15 protein-coding genes are annotated in these 19,988 nt (G+C 33.5%); all 15 read left to right on the top strand.

Annotated features, from left to right (window positions below; genetic code table 11):
* The first annotated feature begins 136 nt into the window (after window positions 1–136).
* Complete coding sequence (locus ACFQ13_RS07640; RefSeq protein ID WP_155087805.1) at window positions 137–436, top strand: helix-turn-helix domain-containing protein; 300 nt, start codon at window positions 137–139, stop codon at window positions 434–436.
* Complete coding sequence (locus ACFQ13_RS07635; protein WP_386115868.1) at window positions 433–729, top strand: helix-turn-helix domain-containing protein; 297 nt, start codon at window positions 433–435, stop codon at window positions 727–729. Before ACFQ13_RS07640 ends, ACFQ13_RS07635 begins: the two co-directional genes overlap by 4 nt.
* Window positions 716–1,624, top strand: coding sequence for a BT4734/BF3469 family protein (locus tag ACFQ13_RS07630; RefSeq protein WP_386115865.1), 909 nt, complete (start codon window positions 716–718; stop codon window positions 1,622–1,624). The genes ACFQ13_RS07635 and ACFQ13_RS07630 overlap by 14 nt, the downstream gene beginning before the upstream one ends.
* Window positions 1,621–3,372 carry a DUF3987 domain-containing protein gene (locus tag ACFQ13_RS07625; protein WP_386115862.1) on the top strand — a complete coding sequence of 584 codons (1,752 nt, stop codon included), beginning with the start codon at window positions 1,621–1,623 and terminating at the stop codon, window positions 3,370–3,372. Before ACFQ13_RS07630 ends, ACFQ13_RS07625 begins: the two co-directional genes overlap by 4 nt.
* A 155-nt stretch (window positions 3,373–3,527) precedes the next feature.
* Window positions 3,528–3,827 (top strand): helix-turn-helix domain-containing protein, encoded by a 300-nt coding sequence (locus ACFQ13_RS07620; RefSeq protein WP_386115859.1) that lies wholly within the window; start codon window positions 3,528–3,530, stop codon window positions 3,825–3,827.
* 7 nt (window positions 3,828–3,834) lie between these two features.
* Complete coding sequence (locus ACFQ13_RS07615) at window positions 3,835–7,098, top strand: Eco57I restriction-modification methylase domain-containing protein (protein ID WP_386115856.1); 3,264 nt, start codon at window positions 3,835–3,837, stop codon at window positions 7,096–7,098.
* A 201-nt stretch (window positions 7,099–7,299) separates the two neighbouring features.
* Window positions 7,300–8,217 carry an Abi family protein gene (locus ACFQ13_RS07610; RefSeq protein WP_386115854.1) on the top strand — a complete coding sequence of 306 codons (918 nt, stop codon included), beginning with the start codon at window positions 7,300–7,302 and terminating at the stop codon, window positions 8,215–8,217.
* A gap of 17 nt (window positions 8,218–8,234) precedes the next feature.
* Window positions 8,235–10,346, top strand: coding sequence for a Piwi domain-containing protein (locus ACFQ13_RS07605; protein WP_386115852.1), 2,112 nt, complete (start codon window positions 8,235–8,237; stop codon window positions 10,344–10,346).
* 63 nt (window positions 10,347–10,409) lie between these two features.
* Entirely contained in the window at window positions 10,410–10,805 is a 396-nt protein-coding gene (locus tag ACFQ13_RS07600) for a hypothetical protein (protein WP_386115849.1), read from the top strand.
* A gap of 122 nt (window positions 10,806–10,927) precedes the next feature.
* Window positions 10,928–15,262, top strand: coding sequence for a CusA/CzcA family heavy metal efflux RND transporter (locus ACFQ13_RS07595; protein WP_386115846.1), 4,335 nt, complete (start codon window positions 10,928–10,930; stop codon window positions 15,260–15,262).
* 4 nt (window positions 15,263–15,266) lie between these two features.
* The gene (locus tag ACFQ13_RS07590) at window positions 15,267–16,472 is read left to right on the top strand and encodes an efflux RND transporter periplasmic adaptor subunit (protein WP_386115843.1); all 1,206 of its coding nucleotides are present in this window, start codon (window positions 15,267–15,269) and stop codon (window positions 16,470–16,472) included.
* A 2-nt stretch (window positions 16,473–16,474) separates the two neighbouring features.
* On the top strand, window positions 16,475–16,891 hold the full coding sequence (locus ACFQ13_RS07585; RefSeq protein WP_386115841.1) for a Fur family transcriptional regulator: 417 nt from the start codon (window positions 16,475–16,477) through the stop codon (window positions 16,889–16,891).
* Window positions 16,892–16,945: 54 nt separating this feature from the next.
* The gene (locus ACFQ13_RS07580; protein WP_386115838.1) at window positions 16,946–17,308 is read left to right on the top strand and encodes a DUF3703 domain-containing protein; all 363 of its coding nucleotides are present in this window, start codon (window positions 16,946–16,948) and stop codon (window positions 17,306–17,308) included.
* Window positions 17,305–19,257, top strand: a complete 1,953-nt coding sequence (locus ACFQ13_RS07575; RefSeq protein ID WP_386115836.1) for a heavy metal translocating P-type ATPase — start codon at window positions 17,305–17,307, stop codon at window positions 19,255–19,257. Before ACFQ13_RS07580 ends, ACFQ13_RS07575 begins: the two co-directional genes overlap by 4 nt.
* Before the next feature lie 62 nt (window positions 19,258–19,319).
* The gene (locus tag ACFQ13_RS07570) at window positions 19,320–19,733 is read left to right on the top strand and encodes an HYC_CC_PP family protein (protein ID WP_386115833.1); all 414 of its coding nucleotides are present in this window, start codon (window positions 19,320–19,322) and stop codon (window positions 19,731–19,733) included.
* Window positions 19,734–19,988: the final 255 nt, after the last annotated feature.

The following is a 19,988-nucleotide window of genomic DNA, read 5'->3' as shown; positions in this document are numbered from 1 at the left end:
CTTACTGTTGTCTTACCCTTGTTATACACTCTTACTAAAATCGGAAAGCTAATTTTAAACCTTTGTCCTGTTCTTGAAATACAAGAATGACATTTGGCCAGATGTCCATTTACTATAAACTAAAATTTTATTAGTTATGGACGAAATATTAGAACGTCTCAAAATTATAGAACAGCACGTTTTAGACAGAAACATTATTGTAAAAAACGTATTGAGCTTTAACGAAGCCTGTAAGTTTTTGGAATTATCACAATCCCATTTATATAAACTTACAAGTACAGGAACCATTCCACATTATAAACCGAATGGTAAGAAAATTTATTTTAACAGAGTTGAATTAGAACAATGGTTATTAAGTAACCGTGTTGATTCTCAAGATGAAATCGAACAGCAAGCTGCCGATTACCTCATTAAGAAAGGAGCGGTGAAGTTATGACGGAAATCATCGATTTAATCTTGGCACTCTCACAAGACATTAAGGACTTAAAAGCACGTATCGAATTGTTACGACAATCGAGAGCAGAAGTACTAAAAGATACGTGGATTGACAATCAAGATGTATTGCAGACTTTACATATTAGTAAACGAACTTTACAAACTTTAAGAACCAATGGAACGTTGCCTTTCAGTAAGGTAAAAGGTAAATTTTATTACAAAGTTGCTGACATAGAGCAATTGCTTCAAGAGAACTACTACAACCATAATTTCAAGCAAGATGGAAATAAGTAGAGAAGCAATTTTAGACAAAACCCATTATGGTTTAAAAATCTATGCCTATGTGTTGAGACAGTATTATCCTGAAACAACAGTCCTTTCTGTAAAAGGAAGGGACTGTGGGATAACTCGCAATCCGTTTAACGGTGGTAAAGAGACCATACGTATTCATATTGATGGTGTTATTGCAACGCATAGAGATACTGAATTAGAAGACTTTAAAGGTGATGTATTCGATTTTGCACAATACCATTTCAGAATAACCAATGAAGAAGATTTGTTACTCAAGATTAATCAAGAGTTGCATCTCAATTTAGAAGTCAAGGAAAAAGACGAGTTAGATTGGTTGAATGGTCCAGACGATACCTGGTATGCCAATTGTAGCTTTTTCAAAGCACCTGTTCGCAATGTGTTTCCTTCGGAAACTTTGCGACTACATCAAATATTTGCACTAATAACAAGTGATAAATACAAAAGTACTACTGAAGAATTAAGAGCAATTACCAATATAAAAGAAGCACGTAAATTCAAAGCTAACCGCTTTGATTACGTCACTTTTTCAGGAACTTTTGAAAAACGTAACGATAAAAAGTTGTTGCAACATTCTAATTTATTGACAATAGATTTTGACCATTTAGAAAACCTTCAAGAGTTAAAATCAAAATTGCTAAACGATGAATATTTTGAAACCGAAATGCTATTTACATCACCATCTGGCGATGGCTTGAAATGGATTATTAGGATAGATATTTCAGAGGTATCACATTCAGAATACTTTACAGCAGTAGCAAATTACATTAAACAAACGTATAACATTGAGGTAGACCAGTCAGGTAAAGACGTTTCCAGAGCGTGTTTTTTACCATACGACCCAACAGCCTTTTTACACCAAAGACACCAAGCATTATGACTAAAATATTTAATCCAAAAGAATGGTTAGAAGTAGCAAAAGAGCAACCTAAACCAATTAGCAACAAAGCAACAGCTAACGTTGTTGCTGTTGCTAATAATGATATAGAAACTTACATCACAGCTATTGAACACGCTGGTATGGATATAACAGTTAATTATGCAACTTGGAGAGATTTAGGCTTTGCATTTGCTGAAGAATATGGAGAGTCTGGTAGAGATTACTTTCATCGCATAAGTAAAAATTATTCAGGTTACGATGTTAAAGAATGTGATGCACAATTTGATAAATGCTTAAATGCTAAAGGACACGGTATCACAATAGCGACGTTTTATCACCACGCACATCAAATGGGTATAAAACCTATAAAACAACAGCACATCAATGAGGTTGCAACAAATGTTGCAACTGTTGTTGATGAACCAAAACAATCAATGCCAACAATTTCAGAAACTGTTTATAGCAATCTTCCGCAGTTTTTACAACAAGTTGTAAATCCTGCAAGCAGTCCAGAAGAAAAAGATATTTTATTATTAGGCGCATTAACAGCCTTTAGTGCCTGTTTTCCTAAACTGTTTGGTATCTATGACCAACGCAAAGTGTATAGTAATTTATACTTATTTGTAACCGCACCTGCATCTGCAGGTAAAGGCAGACTTAACCAAATTAAAAATTTGGTAGAGCCTGTACACAAATTAAAAAGGGAGCAAGCCAAAGTATTAAAGCAGCAATTCCAAACGGAAACAGCTACCTATAATATGAATAAAGGCAAAGATGAAAATTTAGAGAAACCAAGTAAGCCACCAGAGCGAATGTTGTTTATTCCTGCCAATAATAGTGTAACAGGTGTATATCAATTAATTTCCGATAACAAAGGCAGAGGATTAATTTTTGAAACAGAAGGAGATACATTAGCTCAAGCCTTTAAAAGTGATTACGGTAATTATTCCGATGGTTTTCGTAAAGCATTCCATCACGAAACTATAAGTTATTATCGTAGAACTGATAGAGAATATGTAGATATTGAAAAACCGTGTTTATCTACCGTTTTATCTGGTACACCAAAACAAGTAGCCACTTTAATTCCTAATGCTGAAAATGGATTGTTCAGTCGCTTTATGTTTTATTATATGAATATAAAACCCACTTGGAAAAATGTATTTCAAAATAACAATACTATAAGTTTAGATGATTACTATAACCAATTAGGTAATGAGTTTTTAGGCTTGTATAAAACACTTAAAAACAATCCAGAGATTGAAGTACAACTATCCAAGTCACAACAAGAACAATTCAACATTTTTTTTGAATCATTACAGACCAAATACATCAATCTACAACCCGAAGAATATATTGCAACAATTAGACGATTAGGTTTAATTGCGTTTCGATTAATGATGCTATTTACAGCATTCCGTATAATGGAAGATGGTGATGTTAATGCAACTAAAGAATGTGAAGATGTGGATTTTGAAAATGCTATAACTATAATTTCAATATTGGTAAAACATAGCAGTAAAGTGTTTAACGATTTACCTATTGAGCAAAAAACAACAAAACGCTTAAATAGAAAAGAACGCTTTTTAGAGCATTTACCAAAGCAGTTTAACCGACAAGATTATTTAGATTTAGCAACCAAACAGAGCATACCACATAAAACAGCGGAAGGTTACATTACCAAATTTGTAGAGGCTGGCTTAATACATCGCGAAGCTCATAATGCGTATTCAAATACTACAAAAGAGTAATTAAGGATATTAAGGATTTAAGGATATAGGTAAAACGATTTCCTCAAATCCTTAACTTCCTCATTTGCTGTTAATAACTGTTTATATCTTTTTCTTAATTCTTTCTTTCCTTTTCTTAAATTAGACAAATATTGACAAGTCTAATTAATGCTATTATGGAGTTTGGAGAGTACATACGTTCATTACGCGAAAAGCGCAATATGCTTCTACGTGAAATGGCTGCAAACCTTAATATGGATGTAGCCTATTTAAGCAAAATAGAGCGAGGAAATCGTATGGCAAGACGCGAACAAGTAGAAGATTTAGCAAAGGTTTTAAACAAAAATAAAGATGAATTGCTAAACCTTTGGATGGCAGATAAAATTGTCAATATGATTAAGGATGAATCCAACATTACGGAAATCCTCAAAATTACAGAAGAAAAAATTAATAAATTAACCAACAAAAAACAATAGCTTCTAAATGGCATTATTTCAAACATCAGTATTAAAAACCTATTTGGCGCAACAAGATGCCTTAAAAGTGGGACGTGCCTATAAAAAATTCACCAAGTATTTTCACAATATTACCATTCAGGAGAATATTAAAAACTCTAAAGAAGAACAATACCAGGCAAAGTTTCTGGACGAGTTATTTGTCAATGTGTTGGATTACACCCTAAATCCAAAACCTGATTTCAACATCACTACCGAGTTTAAAAACCAAAAGGGTGCAGGTAAGGCAGATGGAGCAATTTTAAAAGATACTAAAGCTATTGGTGTAATTGAACTAAAGGGAACCAATACCAAAGATTTAGAAAGCATCCGTAAACAAGCGTTCGATTATAAAGCCAATCAAAAAGGCTGTGTGTATGTCGTAACGTCCAATTTCGAGAAATTGCGATTTTATATTAATGATGCAACCGAGTTTTTAGAGTTCAATCTCTTTCAGTTAGCACCAGAAGAATTTGCCTTATTGTACTTATGCTTACAAAAAGACAACATTCTTAATAATCTACCACTAACCATTAAAGAAGCCTCTTTAGTAGAAGAAGAAAAAATTACCAAGCAGTTCTATAACGACTATTCTCTATTCAAGCGCGAACTCTTTAGAGACCTCGTAAAACGTAACGCAAAACGTATTAAAAGTGATGCTGTCACATCGAGCACTACCGAAAAACTTAAAAGTTTAAGTTTAGAAGATACCGAAGCGAAGCTTTCCGAGATGTCTCAAGAAGCAGACGAACTCAAATCCCTCGAAAAAAACGTCAAACTTTCCCTGTTCAAAAAATCACAGAAACTCATAGACCGTTTTCTGTTTATTTTCTTTGCTGAGGATAGAGGATTATTAGAGTCTAATTATACCTTAAAGCGCTTAGAAGAATGGAAAATTATTAGGAATTTAGATGTTGAAGAACCATTGTATAATAGATTTAAAAAACATTTTAATTATTTAGATAAAGGGAGAAAAGGTGAAATTGGTAATTCTGAAATCTTTGCCTACAATGGTGGCTTGTTTAAAACGGACAGCATTCTGGATAATTTAGAAATAGATGATGAATTACTCTATAAGCACACCTACAAACTCGCTAATTACGATTTTAGCAGTCAAGTAGATGTTAATATTTTAGGACACATCTTTGAAAACTCGCTCAACGAGATTGAAAGCGTTAATGCCGAAATTGAAGGTGGCGAGTTCGATAAGCAAAAGAGTAAACGTAAAAAAGATGGTGTATTCTACACACCCAAATACATTACCAAATACATAGTAGAAAATACCGTTGGTAAACTCTGCCAAGAGAAAAAAGAAGCATTAGGCTTTAAAGAAGAAGCCTATTTTGAAGTAAAAAAAGGGACACACCAAAACACCAAAAAACAATTATTAGAGGTGTTAGACACCTATCGCAACTGGTTGTTACAAATTACCATTTGCGACCCTGCGTGTGGCTCTGGAGCATTTTTAAACCAAGCGTTAGATTTTCTCATTAAAGAACACCGTTACATCGACGAGTTAAAAGCAAAAGTATTGGGTGGTGGACTTATATTAAGCGATATAGAAAACACCATTTTAGAAAACAATATTTATGGGGTTGACCTTAATGAAGAGTCTGTTGAAATTGCCAAACTATCCCTATGGTTACGTACAGCACAACCAAGACGTAAACTCAACGATTTAAGCAATAATATAAAATGTGGCAACTCATTAATAGACAGTAAAACCGTAGCAGGAGACAAAGCCTTTAATTGGCAAGAACAGTTCCCACAGATTTTTGGTAAAGGTGGTTTTGATGTAATTATTGGGAATCCACCTTGGGGAGCTAAATTTCCTGAATTAGATTTGAAATTTGTTAAAAGTAAGCATCAAGCTATAATAGTAAGAATGATAGATTCATTTATGTTCTTTATGGACAAATCTATTGACTTGATTACCAAAGATGGAGTTATTGGAATGATTGTTCCTGATGTTATCCTATATCAAAAGGATAATTCAAAACTTCGAGAAAGAATATTAGATGAAACACATCTTAATATCGCTTTAAATGTTGGAGATGGGATTTTTGAAGATGTAGCTCGACCATCAGCTATTTTAATTTACGAAAAAACGGAATCTATAGAGCCTATAATAGTAGGTAATTTTAATAAATATAAGGATGACGACATTACCGTTATAAAAACCTATGAAGTAGAGAAAGACTTATTTTATTCTATTCCTAATACAGTAATCGCAACACAAAATTTAAAGGGGTATGAACTTTTAAAACGTTATAAGAAGTGTACTTTAAAAGATTATATTGATGATGATGGAATACAAAGAGGTGTTAGTCCAGATTTAAAAGATGCATTTATTGTTACTCAAGAAATAATTAAAGAAAGAAAATTAGAAATAGACTTTATTAAAAAAACTGTAACAGGTGGTGTAGATGTAAAACGCTATTATACGATTGATTCAGATAAATATCTATTTTACCTAACAAAGGAAGATAATCCTTCGGATTTCCCTAATATTTATAAATACATTGAGAAGTATTTACCAAGAATTACTTGCAAAGAAGTGAAGCAGGGTAAACATCCATTTTACACTTTACACAGAGCAAGAAATAAAAATATATTTGAGAAAGAAAGTAAAGTTTTAGGTGTCATAACAGGAGATAGTATAATTACTTCAATCGATGAAGAAAGAATATATCCTACCGATGGGTTATACTTGTTCAATAGCAATTCAAAAATTTCAAATAAATATTTATCTGCATTTTTAAATTCAAAAATTTCAACTTACTTATATAGACTTCTTTCTTCTGAAACAGGAAGAACTTTAGCACAAGTAAAACCTGTGTTGTTATCGCAATTACCATTTGTTGAACCTGATGAGCAAACAGTATCAGAAGTTGAGAATGTCTATGATAAGATTTCAAAGGAAATTCAGGAGTTTGTCTTTATTAAAACAAAATTCATAACTTATTTATTACATCAATTCAATGAATTAGTTGTAACCCGCAAACTCGAAAACTGGCACGAGTTAGACTTTGCAGACTTTATAAAAGAACTCAACAAAGCCATTAAAAAAGCAGGTGGCACACCATTGACCAAAAAAGACGGGTTTGAGTGGTTAGAACTTTTTGAAGACAACAAGAAAAAAGCCCAAGCCCTACAAACCCAAATTAACCAAACAGAAAAAACAATCGATACAATGGTGTATGAGTTGTATGGTTTAACACAAGAGGAGAGAGATATAATAGAGAACTCATAGTAATTGTCATTGCGAGAAGCGTAGCGACGTGGTAATCTTATTAATAGAAACCAAAAAATATGGTAAAAAATAGTAAAATATGGTATAAAGTTTGTACTTTTGCAGTAACAGTACACACCACGCTACCCATTAGAACAGCGTCCCAGGGTGTGTCTTTTGCTTTATATACCTTTCTTTTGTTAAACAGTAATACCACTTTCTATGTTTAGCAAAAAGCCAATTACCATACAACAACAGATTGCGCAATTACAAAAAAGAGGTCTGGAAATTACCAATGAACCATTGGCCGAAAAATATTTGGCTAATATTAGTTACTATCGTCTTGGGGAATATTGGTATGTAATGCAAGCAGATAAAGTGCAACACATTTTTAAGCCCAATAGTAGATTTGCAGATGTAATAGCATTATATAATTTTGATGCAGAATTACGCCTATTGTTATTTGATGTTATTGAAAAAATAGAAATCAGCTTACGTACCAAACTCATCTATAACCTGTCGCACGAAATCGACCCTTGGTGGTTCTGTAATTCAGAAATTTTTATTGATAGATTACAATTTACACGAACTCTTGCAAAAATTGAAGAAGAAATTACCAGAGCAAGAAGTAAGGATGTAACCATTAAAAACCATTTTAAAAAGCATAAAGACGATTTAAGATTTCCACCATCTTGGAAGAGTTTAGAGCAAGTAAGTTTTGGGAACTTATCAAAACTATATGGCAACTTAACTCATAAGGTAAAATCTAAAAATAGTATAGCAAAAGAATTTGGTGCAGTAAATCACACCTATTTACCAAGTTGGTTGCAATCCATAGCACAAATACGCAACTTTTGTGCGCATCACTCACGTCTATGGAATCGTAACCTTCCAGGTACGGTTAAGCTGTTGCCAAAACCACCCAATCCTTGGATTACAGATAATGAAAATGTACCCAAACAACACGAGTTCAGTAAACTCTATGTACATATGTGTTTAATGAAATATTTGTTAAATACCATTCAACCTAACAACCAATTCACTACACGATTAAATGATTTATTCGTTAAATATCCTAATGTAGACCCTAATGCGTTAGGAATGAAAACCAACTGGCAAAAAGAACCATTATGGCAATAAATTAAATTCTATTATCTATGGAACACCTCAAAACCAACATACTCAATTTTAAATGGCCTAACAGCGCACCTACCATTTTTCTTTCGTTAGAAGAGACAGAAGGTAGTCACCCAATCCATAAATCAAAGTTTTCAAGGCAGATTAAAGAGGCGTTTCCAGATACAGACCTTTCACAAACAGACCAAATATATACCACCTTTACTAATCAAATAGCGAATGCACCAAGCATAAAAATTAATTTGGTTGATGGTAGAGAATTAAGAATTTATAAGCAATATTTAAAACATCAGTTAAGAAGCTATTTTCAATCAAAAGACTATATAGTAGTAAAAAACTTTGTTGGCGATGTACAAGTATGGATGCCTTCCAAAAAAGGGAATACAGCAGACAACAACCTCTACTATAAATTTTCATTTAAAATACAGTTTGCAAAACTCACCGACTTACCAGAGTTAATTGTCTCTTACGATGGTACCTCAAAAGTCCTTACAACGTCTGTTAAGGATATTGAGGATACAGAGTTAATAAGGCGTTGTGTTTATGGTCAAAAAACTATCAACTATCAAATGAACCTCGACACAGAGGAAAAGGAAGAATTTTACAATACCATAGAATTTGATAAAGCATTCCCAATTTTTAGTTTACCATTGGCAAGAGCATTAAATATACCTAATGAAGACCCAGTAAGACCCACTAATAAATATCAAAAGTATGTAGCACTTATTAATAATTTTGCTTCCAATTACCTGTTTACAGACGAGTTTAAAGCCATATTTCCGTTTAAAAATGATGCGTTTATAGATGTACCACGTAACCGAATCAACCACATAGACCCACAGTTAGGTTTGCTGGAGTTTGGTAAAGACCAATATGGAAATAAAAAAACACATTTAGTGCCTAAATTGGCAATGAATAACCTTAATCCCTACAAAAGACCAAACAATCAAAACATTAAGTTTTTCTTTGTGTATCATAGCTCACACAAAGAAGCAATTAAAACGTTTTATAACAATCTTAAATTTGGTGTTACCTCTCAAAAAAAGTATTTCAAAGGGATTGAAGATTACGTAAATATTAAAGCTACAACTTCTAAAGAACACTTTATAGAATTTACCAACCAAAGCGACCCAATTCCAGAAATTACAGAACAGTTAGAAAAACTTTCATTCGACCACGATAATGTTCGCTATGCAGCTTTTTATTTAAGCCCTTTCGACAAGTTTACACCCAATCCCGAAGACCGAGACATTTACGTTCAAATAAAAGAACTGTTCTTAAACGAAGGCATAGTAACCCAAGTTGTAGACTATCATAAAATGGTTGAGAATATAGAAAATCAATATAATTTTCAATTTTCGTTACAAAATATGGCATTGGCAATACACGCCAAATTAGGTGGTGCACCTTGGAAGTTAGCAGTAACCGATAAAAAAGAATTAGTAATTGGAGTAGGAGCCTTTACCAATCAAGGCGAAAACAGACGGTATATTGCAAGTGCCTTTAGTTTTCAAAATAATGGCTTATTTAGAAAGTTTGAATATTTCGACCAAACAGAAACTGACCTGTTAGCAGGTAGTATCTGTAAAGCTATTAGGGATTTTACATCCGTTGCAGAAGCAGATAAAGTAGTCATTCACTTCTATAAGGAAATGAGTTACGAGGAATTAAAACCTATTATAAGAGGGATGCACACATTAGGGTTAAAAATACCTTTGTACATTCTAAATATTAATAAAACAGAAGCAGAAGATATTATTGCTTATGACCTTAATTGGAACAAAAAACTAATGCCATTAAGTGGCACTTACATACGAATAAGTGAAAATCAATTCCTCTTGTTTAATAATGCACGTTACCCTGCTAATTCACAGAGGTACACAGATACAGATGGTTATCCGTTTCCAATAAAAATTAAGGTAAGTAGTCCAGACGACGATGCGTTTGAAGATGCTAATGTAGCATTAGAATTGTTAACTCAAGTCTATCAATTCAGCAGACTATATTGGAAATCACTTCGACAGCAAAATGTACCAATCACAATAAAATATCCAGAAATGGTAGCACAAATAGCACCTCGCTTTAATAATGGCGTTCCAGAGGATGCAAAAAATAAATTATGGTTTTTGTAATTTACCAATCAATTTATTTGCACAACTTGTGCATTGATTAATTTGTATATTTGTCTAAATTATATGAAAATATTCTTTTCCATATCAATGTCTATTTTATTCTTTTTTCAAGGGATAAGCATAGATATGGACTTTTGTGGCCCAATTAAAGAAATTTCAAACGTTATTACCCATTATCAAGAACATAAAGTCTATGGCGACTCTTTCCTTGAATATGTAGCTGAAGATTACTTTGACAATGAGGCAAATAATGAAGGGCATCATCATAACCCAGATAAGGAGAATACACCTTTCCATTCCCAAAATCAATGTTGTCATCCTTTAGTATTAATTATTGCCAACAATAATTTGGCTTTAAACGATCGACTAAAGTTTGAAGAGAAAAAACAGTATAATTTACATAAAGTAAACTTCACTTCTAGATATTTAGAATCACTTTTCCAGCCACCAAAGGCATAATTCAGTTTTTTAAAGGATAACTATATCCAATTTTGAACCTATAAGGTTCTTTTCATTTCGAGTAATTCTATTTTTTAAATCAGAATTGTATCGAATAGTTTAACTGAATTAATACATTTTCTATGATTAATAAAATCATTGATTTTTCAATCAATAACAAATTCATTATTGGTTTGCTTACGCTTACCATTGTTGGAGCAGGTATTTGGAGTATGACCCAAGTGCCCATCGATGCTGTTCCAGATATTACCAACAACCAAGTACAAGTCATTACGCAAGCACCCAATTTAGGGACTGAAGATATTGAGCAATTTGTTACTTATCCTGTGGAAGTCGCAATGAGTAACTTACCTGATGTAAAGGAAATCCGTTCCATTTCTCGTTTTGGCTTATCTGTAGTTACTATAGTTTTTGACGATGATATGGGAACCTATCTACCACGTCAATTAGTAGCTGAAAAACTAAACGAAGTCAAAGAACAAATTCCGAGTGGTTTTGGCGAACCTGCTATGGGACCTATCTCTTCTGGTTTAGGAGAAATTTATCAATACACACTTAAAGTAAAACCAGAGTATAAAGACAAATATTCGGTTACTGATTTGCGCACAATGCAAGATTGGATAGTACAACGTCAAATGGCAATGGTAGAAGGTGTAGTTGAGGTAAATGCCATAGGTGGAAAAATTAAACAGTATGAAGTTGCTGTTGACCCAAACGAACTAAAAGCTATTGGTTTAACAATTACCGATGTTTTTGAAGCACTTGAGGCTAACAATCAAAATACAGGTGGTGCATACATTGAAAAGAACCATCAAGCCAATTTTATTCGTGGAGAAGGTTTGGTGCGTAGTTTAGAGGATATTAAAAAGATTACGGTTAAAAACACAAACAATATTCCAATTACCGTTGGCGACATTGCAACAGTACAATTTGGTGCTGCTATTCGTTATGGCGCTTTAACCCAAGATGGAGAAGGCGAAGTAGTTGGTGGTTTGGTTATGATGCTTAAAGGCGCTAATTCAAACGATGTTATTGAGAATGTAAAAGTGCGAATGGCTCAAATTGAAAAATCGCTGCCAGAAGGAGTCATTATCGAACCTTTGTTAGACCGAAGCAAATTAATAGCAGAAACTACTTCAACGGTAGCTACAAATCTAATTGAGGGTGCATTAATAGTGATTTTTGTTCTTATTTTCTTATTAGGAAATTGGCGAGGTGGTTTAATCGTTGCTTCAACAATTCCATTGTCTTTATTATTTGCATTTATACTAATGAATGTGTTTGATGTTTGGGCAAACCTAATGAGTTTGGGTGCAATAGATTTTGGAATTATTGTCGATGGTGCTGTGATTATTGTAGAAAGTACCGTTTTTCTAATTGCTTCCCAACTCTATAAGAAGAAAAAATTGACTTCCAAAGAACGTGACGGTGTAGCAGCAAATGCCTCAAAAAAAATGATGAATGCTGCCTTTTTTGGTCAGCTGATTATCCTAATTGTATTTCTACCAATATTAGCATTAGAAGGTATTGAAGGAAAAATGTTCAAACCAATGGCATTGACCTTTATTTTTGCGATGATTGGTGCAATGGTACTATGTTTAACCTACGTTCCAATGATGTCTGCATTGGTATTAAGAGCACCAAAAAGCGATAAAAAATCGTATGGAGATAGATTTGTGCATTGGGTTGAAGATAAGTATCAACCCTTATTGGTGAAGGCATTGCAAAAAGGGAAATGGATTATAGGTATTGCAGTCGTGCTATTCGGAATTACAGTCTTTATGTTCACGAGAATGGGTGGCGAATTTATTCCACAATTAGATGAAGGCGACATTGCATTTCACGCCATTTTAAAACCCGGAAGCTCACTTACGGAAACGATTGAAACGACTACAAAAATTGAACAAATTGTAAAAGCAAAGTTTCCAGAAGTTGAAAAAATAGTCAGTCGTATTGGTGTTGCTGAAATACCAACAGACCCAATGCCAATGGATTTAGCTGATGTATTTGTAATTCTGAAACCAAAAGGCGAATGGACAACGGTAGCAACCAAAGATGAACTCATTGAAAAAATAAAAGAAGCTGTGGAAATAATTCCTGGTGTTAACTATGAATTTACACAACCTATTGAAATGCGATTTAATGAACTGCTTGAAGGTGTTCGTGAAGACATTGCTATTAAACTTTATGGTGAAGATATAGATGTGCTATCTCAAAAAGCTGAAGAAATATCCAAGATTATTGCAGGTACTGAAGGTATTGGCGATATGAAAGCGGAAGCCACAACAGGTTTGCCGCAAATGACCATTTCATATAATAGAAATAAATTGGCACAATACGGACTTCAAATAAATACCTTAAACCAAATTGTACAATCAGCATTTGCAGGAGGTACGGCAGGAGTTATTTTTGAAGGTGAAAAGCGGTTTGATTTAGTGGTTAGGTTAAGTTCTCGTAATCGTAAAGACATAACAGATGTTCAAAACCTCTACATTAATCTACCTTCTAGCACTCAAATTCCATTACGTGAAATTGCGGATGTTAGCTACAAAGCTGGTCCAATGCAAATCAGTAGAGACAATACGAACAGAAGAACTTACGTAGGTGTCAATGTTAGAGGTCGTGATGTAAAATCGTTGGTAGAAGAAATTAAAACTAAATTAGATGCACAATTAGAACTGCCATCAGGTTATTTCATTAGATATGGTGGTGCTTTTGAAAATCTGGAAAGAGCAAGCGACCGTTTACAAACCGTTGTACCAATTGCATTATTGCTAATTTTCGTACTAATATATTTTGCATTAAAATCACTTCCACAAACCTTAATGATTTATATCGCAATCCCAATGGCAACCATTGGTGGTGTTTTTGCATTATGGTTAAGAGATATGCCTTTCAGTATTTCGGCAGGTGTCGGTTTTATCGTTTTATTTGGTGTTGCAGTATTAAACGGATTAGTAATGATTAGTGGTTTGAATGAATTAAAAGAAGAAGGCGTTACTAATCTTAAAGATAGAATTATAGAAGGTACAAAACGAAGAATAAGACCTATTATGCTAACCGCTTTTACTGATGTTTTAGGATTTTTACCTATGGCAATTTCATCATCTGCTGGTGCAGAAGTACAACGACCATTGGCGACAGTTGTCATTGGTGGTTTGTTGACTTCTACTCTTTTAACTTTATTTGTTTTACCTATATTATATCATTGGGTAGAAAACAAATCATTCAATTTTAGAGCTAACAAAAAGGTAATTACAGTTACTGCTATGGTGGCTTTTATGTTTTTGTTGCCAATAACAGGAAATGCGCAAAAAATAAATGATTCGTTACCAATTATTTCGATACAAGAAGCTGTGAACTTGGCTAAAGAAAACTATCCAAGTTTAAAACAACAACAACTCGAAATTGATAAGCAACAACAATTAAAAGGAACTGCTTTCGATTTTGGTACTACCCAAATTTTTACGGGAGGTGAAGAAATCAATAACGGAAATGGTATTTACACCACTATTGGAGTTGGTCAATCGAATATTGATGTACTTGGTATAGCACCAAAGAGAAAATTACTAGAGCAACGCATTCAATTAGCTCAAAAAGCGTTTCAGCTTTCAGAATTAGATTTAGAATTGGAAGTAAAGAAGGCGTGGGCAAATGCTTTACAGAGTAAAAGGAATTATAATTTATACAAAGAGTTAGATTCTATTTACACCAACTTTGAAAAAGCAGTAGCGCTAAATTATGAAGTCGAAGCCATTTCTAAATTAGAATATGCAGCAGCCAAAAATCAAGCTTTACAGATTCAGAATAAATTTTTGCAATCAAAAAGTGAATATGTTATTGCATTACAACAATTAAACCTTTGGTTGGTTTCAGATGATTTTTATACGGTTTCAGATGAAATTGATATAGAGAGCGAAATAAATGTAGAATCCTTTAGTATAGAAGTACACCCTTTATATACTGTTTCTCAACTTCAACTCGCAGAGGCAGAGGCAAACTTTAAAGCTGCCAAAGCTGAAAATTTACCTAAGTTAAACCTTCAAGGTGGTTTGCAAAAAGTAAACGGAAATTCAGGGTTTTATACCTATCAAGCTGGTATTTCTATACCGTTTTTATCTGGTACAACAAAAGCACAAGTTAGAACAGCCAAAATTGATAGACAAATTGCCGAATCAAATATGCAGTTCAAGCAAAAGGAAGTGCAATCTAAATTTAATCAAGCTAAAGAAAATTACCAAAAATGGAAAACAACTTGGCAGTTCTATAAAAATGAAGTATTGCCTCTTATCAAAGAACAAAAAACTGGTGCTTTGTTTGCTTATAGAGAAGGAGAGATTGATTACACAGTGTTTACACAACTTATAAAAGAAGCTATTCAATCAGAACAGGAAGCACAAACAGCTTTAGTAAACTATTTAGAAAGCACATTTCAATTACAATATTTTAATCAATAAGAAAATGAAAAATAGATTATATAAATTTTTAGCCATAATAATGTTATCCATTTTTGTTTCTGCTTGCGGAAATAAAGAAAGCCACAAAGAAGACAATGGCAATTCTCATAACGAAGAACAAAAAACTGAAGAAAAAGATGACCATAACGAAGGCGAAGAAGTGATGCTTTCGCAACAACAGTTTGAAGCCTTAAAAATGAAGATAGACACCATTGCCTCACGCAATATAAGTGGCTATGTGGAAGCCAATGGGACTTTAGAAGTTCCACCACAAAACGAAGCTGCCATAACATCAGTAATTGGTGCTAATGTAGTTTCTATTGAAGTGATTGAAGGTGACAAAGTGAATAAAGGTCAAGTAGTGGCATATCTTTCACATCCAAATATTATTCAAATGCAAACCAATTATTTAAATGCGTATAGTGATAGTAATTTTTTAAAGAAGAATTATGAGCGTCAACAAAAATTATATGATGCAGGTGTAGGATCTGGTGCAAATTACCAGAGAGCTGAAGCAGAATATGAAGCGTCAAAGGCAATGATTAAAGGTTTGGAAGCTCAATTGAGATTATTAAACATTAATTCGTCATCAGTACGAAATGGAACAATTGCTCAAAGTATATCATTACGCAGTCCTATTGAGGGCTATGTGCAAAGGGTAGAAGTAAAAACAGGCCAGTATGTTGAACCTCAAACCGAACTTTTTGAAATAGTAAATACACATCACGTTCACGCTGATTTAATGGTGTTTGAAAAAGATGTGTATAAAGTTAAGAAAGGTCAAAAAGTAACCTTTAATGTACAAACAATGCAAGATGAAGAATTAACAGCAGAAATTTATTCGGTGAGTAAAACTTTCGAAGATAATCCTAAAGCAGTGCACGTACACGCAGAAATTGAGAACAAAAAAGGCATTCTAATTCCTGGAATGTATATTCAAGGAAAAATCCAAACTGAAAACACGAAAACTATGGCGTTGCCCGAAAGTGCCATAGTAAAAGAAGGCGATAGATTTTTTGTGTTTTCGGCAGAAAAAGAAAATGACGATTGGAGTTTTAAGCCAGTTGAAGTGCTTTTAGGAGAAAAAGATGGTAATTGGATAGCAGTTCAATTTTCTGAAGATATAGAACCAAATACAAAATTCGCTTATAATAACGCCTATTACCTTATAGCAGAAATGAAAAAAGGCGAAGCAGAACACGAACATTAATTATGCAAACAATAGAACAATTATTAGGGTCAAAAGATATTCGAGTTACGGCAATGCGTTTATTAATTTATAAGTTTCTTGCAGAAAAGGAAGTAGCAGTAACATTAAGTGATATTGAAAATGCTTTTGATAAAGCAGATAGAACCACATTGTATAGAACAGTAAAAACATTTGAGGAAAAAGCAATAGTGCATCAAATAGATGATGGCACAGGAATCACTAAATATGCGTTGTGTGAAAACGGCTGTAATTGCGAGATTGAAACCGATTTGCATTTGCATTTTCATTGCAATAACTGTAATGAAACCATTTGCTTAACAGATCATAAAATTCCCCAAATTAAAGTGCCAGAAGGGTTCGTTTCAGAAAATGTAAACTTGGTAGTAAAAGGGACTTGCGACAAATGTAATTGCCAATAATGCACTTCCATTGCACGCATTAGTATTATATTTTTATAATAAAAATAGATAATAATGAAACTGAATTATAAAATACCAAAGTATTTAAAAGATGCTTATAATAAAGAACTTGGTTTATATGAAGTTGCTTTGGCTAAAAGTGATTTTACTAATGCGTGGTATCATTTAGAAAGAAGCCACATTATAGGTCAATCTTATCCTATTCAGCATACCTATTCACATTGGTTAATGCTAAAGTTTGGCTTAATGCAAAAAAACACCAAAGAAGTATTTGGACAAATAATAAGATTAATTGTTGGAGGTTGGAAATCGTTCATTAATCACGTGCCAATCGGCAATACAGGAGGTGCAAATGTACCACCATTAAAACGTATGCCTATACCTAATGATATTAAAAATTTATTCAATTCAAAATGAAAAAAAAGAAAGTCAAATTAAGAGATTTAAAACCAAATTCAGAAGAGCAACATAGTCACGATGATGGTCACAATCATAGTGGCAACTCAAGTAAAATTAAAGCCTACATACCAGCTATCATAAGTTTTACAATGCTAATTATAGGTATTGGGTTAGACTATTTTGATGTTACCGTTTTCAAGGATTGGATTCGCATTATTTGGTATGGTATTGCTTATTTGCCAGTTGGACTTCCTGTTGTAAAGGAAGGTTGGGAAAGTATTAAAAAAGGCGATGTGTTTACAGAGTTCTTTTTAATGTCCATTGCAACAATTGGCGCATTCATCATTGGCGAATATCCTGAAGGTGTTGCAGTAATGTTGTTTTACGCAGTTGGGGAATTATTCCAAAATGCAGCAGTAAACAGAGCAAAGGGAAATATAAAAGCGTTGCTTGATGTAAGACCAAATGAAGCTCTGGTATATCGAAACAATGATTATATGTCTGTAAGTCCAGAAACGGTTGAAATTGGCGAAAAAGTGCAAGTACGTGTAGGAGAAAAAATCCCTTTAGATGGGATTCTACTTTCCGACAAAGGTTCATTTAACACAGCTGCATTAACAGGCGAAAGTAAACCAGATACTATTGCAAAAGGCGAAAAAGTATTTGCTGGAAGTATTAATATGGATGGAGTAATTGAAATTGAAACCACCAAAGAATTTAAAGATAGTTCCATTGCTCGTATTCTCGATATGGTTCAGAATGCCACAGCGCGTAAGTCGAAAACCGAATTATTTATTAGAAAGTTTGCACGTATCTATACACCCATTGTGGTGTTTTTGGCTATTGGCGTGACCTTTATTCCTTACTTATTTGTAGATGATTATGTGTTTAGGGATTGGTTATACAGAGCCTTGATATTTCTTGTAATTTCATGTCCTTGTGCCTTAGTGATTTCAATACCCTTAGGCTATTTTGGTGGCTTGGGAGCGGCTTCAAAAAACGGCATTTTATTTAAAGGAGCTTCATTTTTAGATACGATGACCAAAATAAATCATTTGGTGATGGACAAAACGGGAACAGTGACTAAGGGTGTCTTCAAAATAAAAGCGGTAAAAGCAATAGGTTGGGAGGAAGCGGAATTTATGAAGTATTTGATGGCGATGGAAGCACAATCTACGCATCCCATTGCTAAAGCTATATTGGAATACAAAACCGATGACAGGGATTTTAATGCTAGTGACGTTAAAGAAATAGCCGGAAAAGGCTTAAAGGGAATGGTTAACGGAAAAACTGTTTTAGTTGGAAACAAGGCATTAATGACTGCTAACCATATTGAAGTTGTAAAAGAAACCGATACGATTGTAGAATCTATTGTTTTAGTTGCTATCGATGAAAAATTTGCAGGTTATGTAGTCATCGCAGACGAATTAAAGGACGATGCAAAAGAAACAATTTCAGCATTGCATAAGGTTGGAGTTAAGCATATTATGATGCTGTCTGGAGATAAAGATTCCATTACCCAACAAGTTGCTTCCGAATTACATATTGAAAATGCCAAAGGCGGATTATTGCCAGAAGATAAATTGAATGAAGTTGACATTTTAAAACAGAATCCCGAAAACAAAATTGCTTTTATTGGTGATGGTATTAATGATGCACCAGTTTTAGCAGCAAGTGATGTAGGAATAGCAATGGGTGGTTTAGGAAGTGATGTCGCTATTGAAACAGCAGATGTTATTATTCAAACCGATCAACCTTCAAAAGTGGTAAAAGCCATTAAAATTAGTCGTTCCACTCGTAAGATTGTATGGCAAAATATCATATTAGCATTCGGTGTAAAAGTAATAGTGCTGATTTTAGGAGCAGGTGGTTTAGCTACAATGTGGGAAGCTGTATTTGCTGATGTTGGAGTAGCATTATTGGCAATCTTAAATGCTGTTAGATTACAGCGAAAGAAATGGAGTTAAATAGCTAACCTTCTGTTAAACAAAATCAATAGTTATTAAAATTTTATACCTTTGCAATTAGTATGAAGCAAGTATTACATAAAATAATGTCTTTGGTAATGGCTCTCGTAGTGTTATTTTCTACGTTGTCATTTACTGTAAATATGCATTATTGTGGTGATACTTTAGCAGAAACTGCAATTTTCAATAAAGCAAAAGGTTGCGGTATGGAAATGGAAAAGCCTGCTACTGAAGGTTGCTCTATTACTAAGAAAAACTGTTGTAATGATGAACAATTACTAGTTGATGGTCAAGATGAATTACAATTAAAAGTAGACAAAATTTCTTTTGAACAACAAGTATTCATCGCTTCATTTGTTTACGCTTACATCAACCTCTTTGAAGGTTTTGATAAAAATGTATCTTCTTACGAAGAATACAAACCACCACTCGTCGTCAAGCAAATCTTCAAGATTGACGAGACTTATTTAATTTGATTTTTAAACTTTAGACTGTTTTATCCTATGGCTATGTGTCATAAGGATAATTTGTTGTATTCGGTGTTTTCATATACCGAATGAATTTCAAAATGAGCGATAGTGAATTTGAATTATATTTTCTTTAGATGAAATAGAAAATATAAGCATAGCCATAGTTACGGTTTTATTTTATCTTGAAATATAAAGGAAATAGAAACGAATTCAATCGATTATTTTGAGGTTTATTAGGTATTCCATCAATGTCTAATTATT

Source organism: Winogradskyella rapida (assembly GCF_042675845.1).
GTDB lineage: Bacteria > Bacteroidota > Bacteroidia > Flavobacteriales > Flavobacteriaceae > Winogradskyella > Winogradskyella rapida.
Note: the sequence above shows the minus strand (reverse complement) of the source record. Positions and strands in the feature narration are given on the sequence as shown.

Excerpts from the sequence above, each read along its gene's own strand:
- ACFQ13_RS07595 (WP_386115846.1), top strand. The coding sequence starts at position 10,928 with ATGATTAATAAAATCATTGATTTTTCAATCAATAACAAATTCATTATT.
- ACFQ13_RS07580 (WP_386115838.1), top strand. The coding sequence starts at position 16,946 with ATGAAACTGAATTATAAAATACCAAAGTATTTAAAAGATGCTTATAAT.
- ACFQ13_RS07605 (WP_386115852.1), top strand. The coding sequence starts at position 8,235 with ATGGAACACCTCAAAACCAACATACTCAATTTTAAATGGCCTAACAGC.
- ACFQ13_RS07615 (WP_386115856.1), top strand. The coding sequence starts at position 3,835 with ATGGCATTATTTCAAACATCAGTATTAAAAACCTATTTGGCGCAACAA.
- ACFQ13_RS07625 (WP_386115862.1), top strand. The coding sequence starts at position 1,621 with ATGACTAAAATATTTAATCCAAAAGAATGGTTAGAAGTAGCAAAAGAG.
- ACFQ13_RS07575 (WP_386115836.1), top strand. The coding sequence starts at position 17,305 with ATGAAAAAAAAGAAAGTCAAATTAAGAGATTTAAAACCAAATTCAGAA.
- ACFQ13_RS07585 (WP_386115841.1), top strand. The coding sequence starts at position 16,475 with ATGCAAACAATAGAACAATTATTAGGGTCAAAAGATATTCGAGTTACG.
- ACFQ13_RS07620 (WP_386115859.1), top strand. The coding sequence starts at position 3,528 with ATGGAGTTTGGAGAGTACATACGTTCATTACGCGAAAAGCGCAATATG.
- ACFQ13_RS07640 (WP_155087805.1), top strand. The coding sequence starts at position 137 with ATGGACGAAATATTAGAACGTCTCAAAATTATAGAACAGCACGTTTTA.
- ACFQ13_RS07600 (WP_386115849.1), top strand. The coding sequence starts at position 10,410 with ATGAAAATATTCTTTTCCATATCAATGTCTATTTTATTCTTTTTTCAA.
- ACFQ13_RS07610 (WP_386115854.1), top strand. The coding sequence starts at position 7,300 with ATGTTTAGCAAAAAGCCAATTACCATACAACAACAGATTGCGCAATTA.
- ACFQ13_RS07570 (WP_386115833.1), top strand. The coding sequence starts at position 19,320 with ATGAAGCAAGTATTACATAAAATAATGTCTTTGGTAATGGCTCTCGTA.
- ACFQ13_RS07590 (WP_386115843.1), top strand. The coding sequence starts at position 15,267 with ATGAAAAATAGATTATATAAATTTTTAGCCATAATAATGTTATCCATT.
- ACFQ13_RS07635 (WP_386115868.1), top strand. The coding sequence starts at position 433 with ATGACGGAAATCATCGATTTAATCTTGGCACTCTCACAAGACATTAAG.
- ACFQ13_RS07630 (WP_386115865.1), top strand. The coding sequence starts at position 716 with ATGGAAATAAGTAGAGAAGCAATTTTAGACAAAACCCATTATGGTTTA.